This is a genomic window from Mycobacterium sp. (assembly GCF_044342925.1).
Classification (GTDB): domain Bacteria; phylum Actinomycetota; class Actinomycetes; order Mycobacteriales; family Mycobacteriaceae; genus Mycobacterium.
On the sequence record NZ_JBIIOV010000095.1, the window covers coordinates 1 to 12,970 of the forward strand.

At 68.2% G+C, this 12,970-nt stretch carries 12 protein-coding genes and 1 pseudogene; 10 read left to right on the forward strand and 3 right to left on the reverse strand.

Annotated features, from left to right (window positions below; all coding sequences use genetic code 11):
- Nucleotides 1-1,233 (reverse strand): CocE/NonD family hydrolase (locus tag ADBZ6I_RS11100; protein ID WP_526383741.1); only part of this gene is annotated, 1,233 nt, incomplete at its 3' end.
- 37 nt (nucleotides 1,234-1,270) lie between these two features.
- Here ADBZ6I_RS11100 and pptH point away from each other — a divergent pair.
- The 9 genes from pptH to ADBZ6I_RS11145 all read left to right on the forward strand — a co-directional run bounded on the left by pptH (nucleotide 1,271) and on the right by ADBZ6I_RS11145 (nucleotide 10,329).
- Entirely contained in the window at nucleotides 1,271-2,206 is a 936-nt protein-coding gene (gene pptH / locus ADBZ6I_RS11105; RefSeq protein ID WP_526383743.1) for an ACP phosphodiesterase PptH, read from the forward strand.
- Nucleotides 2,203-2,880 (forward strand): 4'-phosphopantetheinyl transferase PptT, encoded by a 678-nt coding sequence (gene pptT, locus ADBZ6I_RS11110; RefSeq protein WP_526383745.1) that lies wholly within the window; start codon nucleotides 2,203-2,205, stop codon nucleotides 2,878-2,880. Before pptH ends, pptT begins: the two co-directional genes overlap by 4 nt.
- Nucleotides 2,877-3,767 carry a tRNA pseudouridine(55) synthase TruB gene (truB, locus tag ADBZ6I_RS11115; protein WP_526383747.1) on the forward strand — a complete coding sequence of 297 codons (891 nt, stop codon included), beginning with the start codon at nucleotides 2,877-2,879 and terminating at the stop codon, nucleotides 3,765-3,767. The genes pptT and truB overlap by 4 nt, the downstream gene beginning before the upstream one ends.
- A gap of 36 nt (nucleotides 3,768-3,803) precedes the next feature.
- Complete coding sequence (locus ADBZ6I_RS11120) at nucleotides 3,804-4,040, forward strand: hypothetical protein (protein WP_526383749.1); 237 nt, start codon at nucleotides 3,804-3,806, stop codon at nucleotides 4,038-4,040.
- Nucleotides 4,041-4,106: 66 nt separating this feature from the next.
- Nucleotides 4,107-5,084: a bifunctional riboflavin kinase/FAD synthetase gene (locus tag ADBZ6I_RS11125; RefSeq protein ID WP_526383751.1), complete on the forward strand. Its 978-nt coding sequence runs from the start codon at nucleotides 4,107-4,109 to the stop codon at nucleotides 5,082-5,084.
- Between the two features lie 93 nt (nucleotides 5,085-5,177).
- A complete protein-coding gene (rpsO, locus tag ADBZ6I_RS11130; protein ID WP_313674645.1) occupies nucleotides 5,178-5,447 on the forward strand; it encodes a 30S ribosomal protein S15 in 270 nt (89 codons plus the stop codon).
- A gap of 236 nt (nucleotides 5,448-5,683) precedes the next feature.
- Nucleotides 5,684-7,942 carry a polyribonucleotide nucleotidyltransferase gene (locus ADBZ6I_RS11135; RefSeq protein ID WP_526383754.1) on the forward strand — a complete coding sequence of 753 codons (2,259 nt, stop codon included), beginning with the start codon at nucleotides 5,684-5,686 and terminating at the stop codon, nucleotides 7,940-7,942.
- Between the two features lie 28 nt (nucleotides 7,943-7,970).
- Complete coding sequence (locus ADBZ6I_RS11140) at nucleotides 7,971-9,308, forward strand: M16 family metallopeptidase (RefSeq protein ID WP_526383756.1); 1,338 nt, start codon at nucleotides 7,971-7,973, stop codon at nucleotides 9,306-9,308.
- Between the two features lie 4 nt (nucleotides 9,309-9,312).
- Nucleotides 9,313-10,329, forward strand: coding sequence for a nitronate monooxygenase (locus tag ADBZ6I_RS11145; RefSeq protein ID WP_526383758.1), 1,017 nt, complete (start codon nucleotides 9,313-9,315; stop codon nucleotides 10,327-10,329).
- Between the two features lie 10 nt (nucleotides 10,330-10,339).
- Here ADBZ6I_RS11145 and ald read toward each other — a convergent pair whose 3' ends face one another.
- Nucleotides 10,340-11,467 carry an alanine dehydrogenase gene (ald, locus tag ADBZ6I_RS11150; protein ID WP_526383760.1) on the reverse strand — a complete coding sequence of 376 codons (1,128 nt, stop codon included), beginning with the start codon at nucleotides 11,465-11,467 and terminating at the stop codon, nucleotides 10,340-10,342.
- 104 nt (nucleotides 11,468-11,571) lie between these two features.
- Between ald and aldR the strand changes: the two are divergent.
- Nucleotides 11,572-11,727, forward strand: a pseudogene (gene aldR / locus ADBZ6I_RS11155) (HTH-type transcriptional regulator AldR); the annotation flags it as partial.
- A 21-nt stretch (nucleotides 11,728-11,748) separates the two neighbouring features.
- Here the strand turns inward: aldR and ADBZ6I_RS11160 are convergent.
- Nucleotides 11,749-12,970, reverse strand: a 1,222-nt coding sequence (locus tag ADBZ6I_RS11160) for a GTP-binding protein (protein WP_526383762.1), incomplete at its 5' end; no start/stop codon positions are given.

Genomic DNA, 12,970 nt, shown 5'->3' on the forward strand with positions numbered 1-12,970 from the left:
GCGCTCGGCAAGCTCGGTGTCGTCGCGGTAGCCGGAGTTACGGGTGAGCAGCCGGCCGCCCACCGTCGGGGTGGGATGGGCGGGGTCGTAGCGGAAACCCGTCGTGGGCGCCTTCCCATCGGGTGCGATATCGCTGAGCTGGCCGGTGGGCTGCAGGTAGAGCACCCGATCGGTGGTGGCCGGCGGCCAGTCCGGCAGGTCCACCCACCCGGAGCGGCTGCGACCGGTCAGGAAAATCCGCACCGGGTCGCTGCGCACCGGGTTGGTGCGCTCCTCGTGCGCCAGATGCGCCGCCAGCCAATCCAGCGTCTCGGCGGTGGTGTTGGTGATGGCTTTGGTCACCATCTGGTCGTGGGTCCAGGGGCCGACGGTCAGTGTCACGTCCGCACCACGGCCACGCAGGTGGTGGTACTGGGCGATGGTCTGATCGATGAAGATGTCCTGCCACCCGCCGATCAGCAACACCGGCACTGCGCAGCGATCCAGCGCATGGGTCATCCGCATCGGCTCCCAGAACGGATCGTCGATGTCGGGGTGCTCGATCCAGGATTCGTACCAGGGTGAGTTCTCGCCCAGCAACGCCCGGCCGGCGCTGCCCAACGGAACGTTCTGCACAGCCGAGGCCAGCCGGCGGGTCGATCGGAGCTGGAAGGCCAGCCGGTGGGCCGTCGAGCGCTCCTGGTTGGCAATCATGTCCGACCAGCCCAGGAAATCGTTGAGGGCGAACGAACCGGTACCCCACGAGGTGCTGTGGAAGTCGTGCGGGCCGACGGCGATCACCGCCGCGGCCAGCTCCGGTGGCGGATCGGCCAGCAGCGCCCATTGGGTGAAGCCCAGGTAGGACAGTCCGATCGTGGCGAATGTCCCGGTGAACCAGGGCTGTTCCCGCAACCACACGACGGTGTCGGCGGCGTCGTCGAACTCGTGCACCATGGGCACGAAAGTCCCCCCGGAGCCGAATGTGCCCCGCACGCTCTGCAGCACCACGTGGTAGCCGCGAGCACCGTAGATGTGGGCGTAGATGTTGGAGAACGGGAACCCGCGGCCGTACGGGCAACGCACCAGGATGGTGCCCAGCGGCCGGTCGGTGACGGGGGCGTAGTGGTCGGCCCGCAGCTCCACCCCGTCCCGCATCGGGACCGGCACGTCTCTGTGCACGACGTAGTCGGTGGTCGGCGGGGGAAGTCGCAGCGCACGGCTCACCGTGCGGTCACTCAAGCGGGTGCTTGCCATCAGCCCAGGATATGGGTCGCCAGTAGGCTGGCCGGTTGTGGCACCCACGCTCTGGGCGATCAGCGACCTACATACTGGTCACACCGGCAATAAGCCGGTGACCGAGTCGCTGTATCCGGCGAACCCGGAGGACTGGCTCATCGTGGCCGGTGACGTGGCCGAACGCACTGACGACATCCGGTGGTCGCTGGATCTGCTGCGGCGACGATTCGAGAAGGTCATCTGGGTGCCCGGCAACCACGAACTGTGGACCACCGGCAAGGATCCGGCGCAGGTCTTCGGCCGCGCCCGCTACGACTACCTCGTCGAGATGTGCGACGAGATGGGCGTCGTCACCCCCGAACATCCCTATCCGTTGTGGACCGGGCCCGGCGGCGCGGCGACCGTCGTGCCGATGTTCCTGCTCTACGACTACAGCTTTCTGCCCAAGGGTGCGACCACCAAGGCTGAAGGCCTGGCGATCGCCAAGCAAAACAATGTCGTCGCCACCGACGAGTTCCTGCTGTCCTGCGAGCCCTATGCCACCCGCGATGCCTGGTGCCGCGACCGGCTGGCCTACACCCGCGCCCGGCTCGACGACGTGGATTGGACGGTGCCCACGGTGCTGGTCAATCATTTCCCGTTGCTGCGCGAACCGTGCGACATGTTGTTCTATCCGGAGTTCGCGCTATGGTGCGGCACCGTGGAGACCGCCGACTGGCACACCCGCTACAACGCGCTGTGTTCGGTGTACGGCCACCTGCACATCCCGCGCACAACCTGGCACGACGGCGTGCGGTTCGAAGAGGTGTCGGTGGGCTATCCGCGGGAGTGGCGGCGACGCAAGCCCTATCGGTGGCTGCGCCAGGTGTTGCCCGACCCCGACTACGCGACCGGTTATCTCAATGAGTTCGGCGGGCACTTCATGATCACCCCGGAAATGCGCGCCCAGGCCGAGGCGTTCCGGGCGAAGCTGAAAGGCCGACGCCGATGAGCGAGCTGATGCGGGCGGTGCTCCCGGCTCGCGACGGCCTCGTGTACGCCGAGCTCTACCACGACCCACCGGAGCTGGCTGCGCTGCCGGAGGAGGAGCCGCTGATCGCCCGGTCTGTGACCAAGCGGCGCAATGAGTTCATCACCGCCCGGCATTGCGCACGGCTGGCGATGGGTCGGCTTGGTGTCGCGCATGCACCGATCCTCAAGGGGGAGAAGGGCGAACCGCAATGGCCCGACGGCCTGGTCGGCAGCCTCACCCACTGTGAGGGCTACCGCGGGGCGGTGGTCGGCCGCAGCTGGGCGGTCCGTTCGGTCGGCATCGACGCTGAACCGCACGGTGTCCTTCCCAACGGTGTGCTCGACGCCATCAGCCTGCCGGCTGAGCGGGTCGAGATCGCGGCGCTGCCCTCCGGGCTGCACTGGGATCGAATCCTGTTCTGCGCCAAGGAAGCCACCTACAAGGCATGGTTCCCGCTGACCGGGCGGTGGCTGGGCTTCGAGGACGCCCACATCACCCTCGCTACGGACTCCCAGTCCGACTCTGGGGGCGCGGGCAGCTTCGTCTCGCGCATCCTGATCGATCCCGAGGCGCGGTCGGGTCCGCCGTTGACCGAACTCGTCGGCCGGTGGTCGGTGGGTGGGGGACTGGCGCTGACGGCGATCGTGCTGTGAGACCGACTGCAGGTCTGGTGATCGTCGACAAACCCCCCGGTATGACGAGTCACGACGTCGTCTCGCGGTGTCGACGTATCTTCGGAACCCGCAAAGTCGGCCACGCCGGCACCCTGGATCCGATGGCCACCGGGGTGCTCGTCGTCGGCATCGAACGAGCCACCAAGATTCTCGGCTTGCTGACCGCCACGTCGAAGTCGTACACGGCGACGATCCGGCTGGGCCGCGCCACCACCACCGACGACGCCGAAGGTGAAGTACTGCAGGACATCCCGGCAACGCACGTCGGCGACGAAGCGATTTTGGCCGCGATCGCACCGCTGCGCGGCGACATCTTCCAGCGGCCGTCGTCGGTCAGCGCCATCAAGATCGACGGTAAGCGTGCCTACCAACTGGCCCGCGAGGGCGAGCAGGTGGAACTGGCCGCCCGGCCGGTCCGTATCGACCGGTTCGAGGTCATGGCGGTCCGTCGGGAGGGTTCGTTCATCGATCTTGACGTCGAGGTGGACTGCTCGTCGGGCACCTACATCCGCGCGCTGGCCCGCGATCTGGGGGCGGCGCTTGCTGTCGGCGGGCATCTCACCGCGCTGCGCCGTACCCGCGTCGGCGGCTACGGACTGGATCACGCCCGCACCCTGGATCAACTCGCCGAGCACCCGGCCCTGAGCTACACCCTCGACGAGGCGTGTCTGCTGGCCTTTCCGCGCCGCGACATCAGTGCCGCCCACGCCGACGACGCCGCCCACGGGCGTCCACTGTCGCCGGCCGGTATCGACGGTGTGTACGCGGCGACGGATAGCCACGGTCGCGTCATCGCACTGCTGGAGGATCGGGGGCCGCGGACCACCTCGGTAGTGGTGATCCGCCCGGCGACACTGGTCGGGTAGTCGGCTGCCGCGCCGACGCCGGCGCCGTGCGGCGACGTGACACATTGTGTTTCCCCGAATCCGCCGAGCATCGATCTTCAGTCGGCAGCCCGGCAGGACGCGATCAATGCGGCCAAGGAAGCAGCGGCTGCCCTGAAGCTCACCCAACTGCCCAAGATGCCGGATTTCGCAAAGCAGCAGTCGACGTTGTTCAAACAGTTCGACTCTGTGCTGTCAGCGATCAAGGCGCAGGCGGCGCAGGCAGCGAACTTCAGAGCGCTCTCCCGCGTATAGGTTTCACCGCCCGGGGCCGCCGAGTGGCACTTGGGGCACGGCAATCCCGACCGTAGGCTGACGGGCGTGCAGCGCTGGCGCGGGCAGGACGACATCCCCTCGGACTGGGGTCGCTGTGTCCTGACCATCGGCGTATTCGACGGCGTACACCGCGGTCATGCCGAACTGATCGCACGGGCGGTCAAGGCGGGCCGGGCTCGTGGGGTGCCGACAGTGCTGATGACCTTCGACCCGCACCCGATGGAAGTCGTGTTCCCGGGCAGCCACCCCGCCCAGCTCACCACCCTCACCCGGCGGGCCGAACTGGCCGAGGAACTGGGTATCGACGTGTTCCTGGTGATGCCGTTCACCACCGATTTCATGAAGCTCACCCCGGAGCGCTACATCCACGAACTGCTCGTCGAACGGCTGCACGTGCTCGACGTCCTGGTGGGGGACAACTTCACCTTCGGCAAGAAGGCGGCCGGCAACGCCGACACCCTGCGTAAGGCCGGCGAGCGGTTCGGTTTCTCGGTGGAATCGGTGTCGCTGGTCGCCGAGCAGCACCAGAGCGAGACCGTGACGTATTCCTCGACCTACATCCGGGCCTGCGTCGATGCCGGCGACGTCGTGGCCGCCGCCGAGGCGCTCGGCCGCCCGCATCGGGTGGAGGGCGTGGTCGTCCGCGGCGAGGGCCGCGGCCGCGGGCTCGGCTACCCCACCGCCAACGTGGCACCGCCGATGTATTCGGCCATTCCCGCCGACGGTGTGTACGCGGCCTGGTTCACCCTGCTGGCTCCGGGCCCTGCGACGGGTTCGGTGACGGCCGGCCGGCGCTATCCCGCCGCGGTCTCGGTCGGCACCAATCCGACATTCTCGGGCCGCACCCGCACCGTCGAGGCCTTCGTCCTAGACGTGGACGCCGACCTGTACGGACAGCATGTCGCGGTGGACTTCGTCGCCCGGATCCGTGGTCAGCAGAAGTTCGGCACCGTGGAGGACCTGATCGCCGCGATGGGCCGGGACACCGCGAAGGCGCGCAGCATTTTGGCCGCGCAGTCCTGACCCGGTAACGTTCTCCGCTGGCGCGAGCTGCAGTCCGCGGCGGCCCGCCTCACGTCTTTCCTCGCGGTACCGATTGATGGAGTTGAATTTCTCATGGCGCTGACCGCCGAGCAGAAGAAGGAAATCCTGGGCCAGTACGGCCTGCACGGGACCGATACCGGTTCGCCGGAGGCGCAGGTCGCCATGCTGACCAAGCGCATCTCGGATCTCACCGAGCACCTCAAGACCCACAAGCACGACCACCACTCCCGTCGTGGCCTGCTGCTCCTGGTCGGCCGTCGTCGCCGGCTTCTCAAGTACGTCGCCCAGGTCGACGTTGAGCGCTACCGCTCGTTGATCGAGCGGCTCGGCCTGCGCCGCTGATGGTGGCCGGGACCAACCTGGTCGCCGTGTAACATGAGGACGGTCCCCGGCCGCGCCGCGGCCTGTGACCTGCGTCTCCCAGCGAGGCTTGGCCCGATCGGGCGGTCTTCGGTAGTGGCTGCCGGGAGGTCTTCTCCCGGCCGCTTCGATCGACGGCCGTAGCCGTTCGTCAGCCAAAACGTCTCGTCACTGTGCGGCGCTAAAAATCAACAGTGAACGAAAGGCTGTACGGACGTATGTCTGTCGCTGAAACCGACGAAGGCGTGTTCGAAGCAACCGCCACCATCGACAACGGGAGCTTCGGCACCCGCACCATCCGGTTCGAGACCGGTCGGCTGGCCCAGCAGGCCGCCGGCGCCGTGGTCGCCTACCTCGATGACGAAACCATGCTGCTGTCGGCGACCACCGCCAGCAAGGCTCCCAAGGAACACTTCGACTTCTTCCCGCTGACCATCGACGTCGAGGAGCGGATGTACGCCGCGGGCCGGATCCCCGGTTCGTTCTTCCGCCGCGAGGGACGTCCGTCCACCGACGCGATCCTGACCTGCCGCCTGATCGACCGGCCGCTGCGCCCGACGTTCGTCTCCGGTCTGCGCAACGAGATCCAGGTTGTGGTCACCATCCTGAGCCTGGATCCCAACGACCTGTACGACGTGCTGGCGATCAACGCAGCATCGGCGTCCACCCAGATCGCCGGCCTGCCGTTCTCCGGCCCGATCGGTGGCGTGCGCGTCGCCCTCATCGGCACCCAGTGGGTCGCGTTCCCTACCGTCGAGCAGCTTGACGATGCGGTGTTCGACATGGTTGTCGCCGGCCGGGTCGTCCAGGGCGGCTCCGGAAACAACGACGTCGCGATCATGATGGTCGAGGCCGAGGCCACCGACAAGGTCATCGAACTGGTCGCCGGCGGCGCCCAGGCGCCCACCGAGGCCGTCGTGGCCGAGGGCCTCGAAGCCGCCAAGCCGTTCATCGCCGCCCTGTGCGCGGCACAGAGCGCGCTGGCTGAGAAGGCCGCCAAGGAGACCGCTGACTACCCGGTGTTCCCGGACTACGCCGACGACGCCTACACCGCCGTCGCCGACGCGGCCGGCGAGTCGCTGGCCCAGGCGCTCACCATCGCCGGCAAGCAGGAGCGCAACGATCGCACCGACGAGATCAAGAACGAGGTGCTCGGCAAGCTCGGCGAGGCTTTCGCCGGCCGCGAGAAGGAACTCGGCGCGGCGTACCGCTCGCTGACCAAGAAGCTTGTGCGCCAGCGCATTCTCACCGATCACTTCCGCATCGACGGCCGCGGTATCACCGATATCCGCGCGCTGTCCGCCGAGGTGGCCATCATCCCGCGTGCCCACGGCAGCGCCCTGTTCGAGCGCGGCGAGACCCAGATCATGGGCGTCACCACCCTGGACATGGTCAAGATGGCCCAGCAGATCGACTCGCTGGGACCGGAGAAGTCCAAGCGCTACATGCACCACTACAACTTCCCGCCGTACTCGACCGGTGAGACCGGCCGTGTCGGCTCGCCTAAGCGCCGCGAGATCGGCCACGGCGCGCTCGCCGAGCGCGCCCTGATGCCGGTGCTGCCCAGCGTCGAGGAATTCCCGTACGCCATCCGTCAGGTCTCGGAAGCGTTGAGCTCCAACGGTTCTACCTCGATGGGTTCGGTGTGCGCCTCGACCCTGTCGCTGCTCAACGCCGGTGTGCCGCTGAAGGCCCCGGTGGCCGGCATCGCGATGGGCCTGGTGTCCGATGAGGTCAACGGGGAGACGCGCTACGTCGCACTGACCGACATCCTCGGCGCCGAGGATGCCTTCGGCGACATGGATTTCAAGGTGGCCGGCACCAAGGAGTTCGTCACCGCGCTGCAGTTGGACACCAAGCTCGACGGCATCCCGTCCAGCGTGCTGGCCGGGGCGCTGGCCCAGGCCAAGGACGCCCGGATGACCATCCTGGAGGTGATGGCCGAAGCCATCGACGCTCCCGACGAGATGAGCCCATACGCGCCGCGCGTCACCGCCATCAAGATCCCCATCGACAAGATCGGCGAGGTGATCGGGCCCAAGGGCAAGATGATCAACTCGATCACCGAGCAGACCGGCGCCTCGATCTCCATCGAGGACGACGGCACGGTGTTCGTCGGCGCCACCGACGGCCCCTCGGCGCAGGCCGCCATCGACATGATCAACGCGATCGCCAACCCGCAGCTGCCCAAGGTCGGTGAGCGGTTCCTCGGAACCGTGGTCAAGACCACCGATTTTGGCGCCTTCGTGTCACTGCTGCCCGGCCGCGACGGCCTGGTGCACATCTCCAAGCTGGGCCGCGGTAAGCGCGTCGCCAAGGTGGATGACGTGGTCAAGGTCGGCGACAAGCTCCGAGTGGAGATCGCCGACATCGACAACCGCGGCAAGATCTCGCTGGTTCCGGTCGACGAAGACGCTGCGGCCGGCGCATCCGCCGAGGCACCCGCACCGGTCGATGCCGCGACCGCCGGCAGCTAAGGCTGCCGGCGGGGGAGCCGCTACGCCGATGATCACCGCGGGCCTTCGGGCCGGTGGGCGGAAATCCGAGACGTCCCAGGACGTTTCGACCGTCCGCCGCACCGTTTTGCCCGGTGGTCTGCGGGTAGTCACCGAATATGTACCGTCCGTGCGGTCGGCTTCTGTCGGTCTGTGGGTCAATGTCGGCTCCCGCGACGAAGGCCCCACCGTCGCGGGTGCGGCGCATTTCCTGGAGCACCTGCTGTTCAAGGCCACTCCGACGCGCACGTCGGTCCAGATCGCCCAGGCGGTGGACGCGGTCGGCGGTGAGTTGAACGCGTTCACTTCCAAGGAACACACCTGCTTCTACGCGCACGTGCTTGACGACGACCTCGAACTGGCTGTCGACCTCGTCGCTGACGTCGTCCTCAACGGTCTCTGCGCGGCCGCCGATGTGGAACTGGAACGCGACGTCGTGCTCGAGGAGATCGCGATGCGCGACGACGACCCCGAAGACAGCCTGGGCGACGTATTCCTCACCGCGATGTTCGGCGACCACCCGATCGGCCGACCGGTGATCGGCAGCGTCGAGTCGGTGTCGACGATGACCCGAAACCAGTTACATTCCTTCCACACTCGGCGCTATGTGCCCGAGCGAATGGTGCTGGCCGTCGCCGGCAACATCGACCACGACCACGTGGTGGCCCTTGCCCGCGAGTACTTCGCCGGCCGGCTGGTTCGGGGCCGCAAGCCACTGCCGCCGCGCAAGGGGGCCGGCCGGCTCACCACCCGTCCGGAGCTGACGCTGGTCAGCCGCGACTGCGAGCAGACCCATCTGACGCTCGGGGTCCGGGTTCCGGGCCGGCACTGGACCGACCGGTGGGCGCTGACGGTGCTCAACACCGCCTTGGGCGGCGGCTTGAGTTCCCGGCTCTTTCAGCAGATCCGGGAGAGCCGCGGACTGGCCTACTCGGTGTACTCCGCAGTCGACGCCTTCGCCGACAGCGGGGCCTTCTCGGTGTACGCCGGATGCCTGCCGGAACGGTTCGACGAGGTGATCCGGCTGACCGCCGAGGTTCTCGAGACCGTCGCCCGTGACGGCATCACCGAGGAGGAATGCCGGATCGCCAAGGGTTCCTTGCGCGGTGGGCTGCTGCTCGGTCTGGAGGATTCCGCCTCCCGGATGAACCGGCTGGGTCGCACCGAGCTGAACTACGGCGAGTACCGCAGCCTGACCAGCACGCTGCGTAACATCGAGCGGGTGCGGATCGAGGACGTCAACGCGGTGGCCCGCACGGTGCTGAACGGCCGGTTCGGTGCGGCAGTACTGGGGCCGCACCGCAACAAACGCGCACTGCCGCACAAACTCCGGGCTATCGCGGGCTGACCCGGTGACCTTCAGTCTCGGCGACCTGACCATCCCCATCGTGGGTGCGCCGATGGCGGGAGGGCCGAGCACCCCGGCGCTGGCCGCGGCGGTGACCGATGCCGGCGGCTTGGGCTCACTGCCGGCCGGGTATCTCACCCCCACCGCATTCGCCGACAGCATCGCCGCGGCGCGATTGCTGACCAGCGGGCCGCTCGGCGTGAATCTCTTTGTGCCACAACCCTGCGCGGCTAGCCAGGCAGAACTGGACACCTACCGCGACCGGCTCGTGCCGCTGGCCCGCCGCTACGGCGCCGAGCCTGGTCGCGCCCGGCCCGACGACGACGGCTGGCAGGAGAAACTCGACGTCGTCGCCGACACCGCGCCCGAGGTGGTCTCCTTCACGTTCGGCTGTCCGGCGCCCGCGGTGCTGGCGCGGTTGCGGTCCCGCGGTGTGCTCACCATGGTGACCGTCTCCAGCGCCGAGGAAGCCGATCAAGCGGTGGCCGCCGGCGCTGACGCGCTGGTGGTCCAGGGGCCCGACGCCGGCGGGCACCGGAGCGTTTTCGACCCGGCCGCTGCGGCGCCGGACGCACCGTTGTCGACGCTGCTGGCGCAGGTCACCCGGCTCGACGTGCCGGTGGTGGCGGCCGGCGGGCTGGGCGACGCCGCCGCCGTCCGCGGCGCTCTGGCGGCCGGCGCGGTGGCCGCCCAGGTCGGGACCGCCCTGCTGTTGTGCGACGAGGCCGGGACCAACGCGGTGCACCGGGCGGCGCTACGAGACGAGCAGTTCACCGAGACCGTGGTGACGCGGGCGTTCTCCGGGCGCTACGCCCGCAGCCTGGCCAATGCGTTCACCGCCACCTACAGCGAGGTCGCCCCGCCGGGTTACCCCCAGGTCAACCAGCTCACCGCGCCGATCCGGGCGGCGTCGTTGGCCGCCGCGGACCCGCACGCCACCACCCTGTGGGCCGGTACCGCCTGGCGTGGAATCTCGGGCGGCCCGGCCGCCGACGTGGTGGCCGCGCTGGCCGCCCGTTGAGGCCCGAACCCTAGACCAGCAGGCCCGCCGGGTCGGTGTAGGTCAGACCCAGGTCATGGGCGACGTGCTCGTTGAGCAGCTGACCTTCGTGGGTCGACAAGCCCTTCGCCAATGACGGGTCTGCCGCGCAGGCGTCCTTCCAGCCGCGGTCGGCGAGTTTGAGGACATAGGGCATGGTGGCGTTGGTGAGCGCGAACGTCGACGTGCGCGGTACCGAGCCGGGCATGTTGGCCACGCAGTAGAACACGCTGTCGTGGACCCGGAACGTCGGGTCGTCGTGGGTGGTGGGGCGGGAGTCCTCGAAACAGCCGCCCTGGTCGATGGCGATGTCCACCAGCACCGAACCCGGCTTCATCTGCGCCACAGTGTCATTGGTGACCAGCTTGGGCGCCTTGGCGCCCGGCACCAGGACCGCGCCGATCACCAGGTCGGCCTGCTTGACCGCGTTCTGCAGTTCCAGCCGCGCCGAGTAGCGGGTCTCGATGGCGCCGCCGTACTCGGCGTCGATCTTGCGCAGCGTGTTGATGTTGAGGTCGAACACCGTGACGTGGGCGCCCATGCCCCAGGCGACGGCGGCGGCGTTGTCGCCGGCCATCCCGCCGCCGATGACGACGACCACCGCCGGCGCCACACCGGGCACCCCGCCCATCAGTACGCCACGGCCGCCCTGGGTTTGCATCAGGTGGTAGGCGCCGACGTGGGCCGACAGCCGGCCGGCGACCTCGCTCATCGGTGCCAGCAGCGGAAGTGCCACTGATCCGTCTGGGTTGGCGGTCTGCACGGTCTCGTAGGCGATCGATGTGGTATCCGAAGCCAGCAGCGCGTCGGTGCACGGCCGGGAGGCCGCCAGATGCAGGTAGGTGAACAGGGTCTGGCCCTTGCGCAGCCGCGCGTATTCGGCCTCGATGGGCTCCTTGACCTTCAGCAGCAGATCGGCCTCGGCCCAGACCTCGTCGGCGGAGTCGACGATGCGCGCGCCGGCGGCCCTGAAATCGGGGTCATGGATGGCCGATCCCTCGCCGGCCTCGGACTGGACCAGCACCTCGTGGCCGCGGTGCACCAGTTCACTGACACCCGCGGGCGTGATGGCGACACGGTATTCGTTGTTCTTGATCTCAGTCGGGATGCCGACGCGCACAATCGCTCCTTGGTTGGAAAATACTGCTCATCAGTGTGAAGAAACTTCGGATGACCGGCAATCACACCGACAAAAATTCACTAAGCTCAGGTAATGCGCGAACCCTGGCCGGCGCCGACGACTTCATCATCCACGTGGCGGCCCGCGACACCGACGACCTGCGGTCCTTCGTCGTCGACAACCTCAACGCCGACGCCGACGTGGCCGGCACCCAGACCTCACTGATCTTCGAGCACCTACGGGGGGCGTCCCCGCTGTAAACCGGCTCAGTCTTCGCCCGGTTAGTCTTCGCCCGCGGCGACCAGTGAGCTCAGCCGCACACCGGGGTTGTCTTCCTGGAAGCCTTTCAGCCGCCACTTGGTGGCGAACAGGGCGAGCACGACGCCGTCGGTTCTGGTGAGCACCTCCATCGAGGCCTGCCTGTCCACGATCGGTGCGTCCTCGGGGTCGACCGCACGGGCGATCGTGTAGGGCAGGCGTTCCAGCGACACCGGTGAGTTGAACTCCGTGGCCATCCGGTGGGTGGCGACTTCGAACTGCATCGGCCCGACCGCCGCGAACACCGGCGCCTGATCGCCGCGCTTGTCCGACCGCAGCACCTGCACGACGCCCTCCTGCTCCAGCTGCTCGATGCCCTTACGGAACTGCTTGTGCTTGCTGGGATCGGTGCCCCGGGCGACGGCGAAATGTTCGGGCGAGAAGCTCGGTATCGGCGGGAAGTGAACGGGGACATCGCGAAACAGGGTGTCACCGGGGCGCAGCGTCGCGGCGTTGGCCAGACCGATCACGTCGCCCGGCCAGGCGCTGTCCAGCGTCGAACGCTGCTGGCCGAACACCGATTGCGCGTACTTGGTGACGAACGGCTTGCCGGTCGCGGCGTGGGTCAGCACATCGCCGCGTTCGAAGGTGCCCGAGCACACCCGGGCGTAGGCGATGCGGTCGCGGTGGGCGGAGTCCATGCCCGCCTGCACCTTGAACACGAACGCGCTGAACGGGGAGTCGACCGCGCGCAGGTTGCCGTCGACGTCGAGTTGTCCGCGCGGCGGCGGCGCCAGCCGAACGAGGTTGTCCAGCAACTGGTTCACCCCGAAGTTCAGTGCCGCCGAGGTGAACAGCACGGGCGTGGTCTCGCCGCGCAGGAACGCCTCCTGATCGTGGTCGCCGCCGTCGGCCGACAGCAGTTCGCACTCTTCGGTGGCGTTGACCCAGTCGACACCGGCGGCGTCCTCGGCGCGCTCCGGGGCAATGTGCTCCTCGGGGGCGGCGGTGGCGCCGCCCGCTGTGCGGGTGAACCGGATGAAGTTGCCCGTGCGGCGGTCAAGCACTCCCTTGAAGTCGCCGGCGATACCGACCGGCCAGGTGAGCGGCGTGGGCTTCAGCCCGATCCGCTCCTGGATTTCGTCGAGGAGTTCCAGCGGATGGCGGCCGGGGCGGTCCCACTTGTTGATCACCGTCAGGATCGGGATGCCCCGGTGACGGCAGACCTGGAAAAGCTTGAGGGTC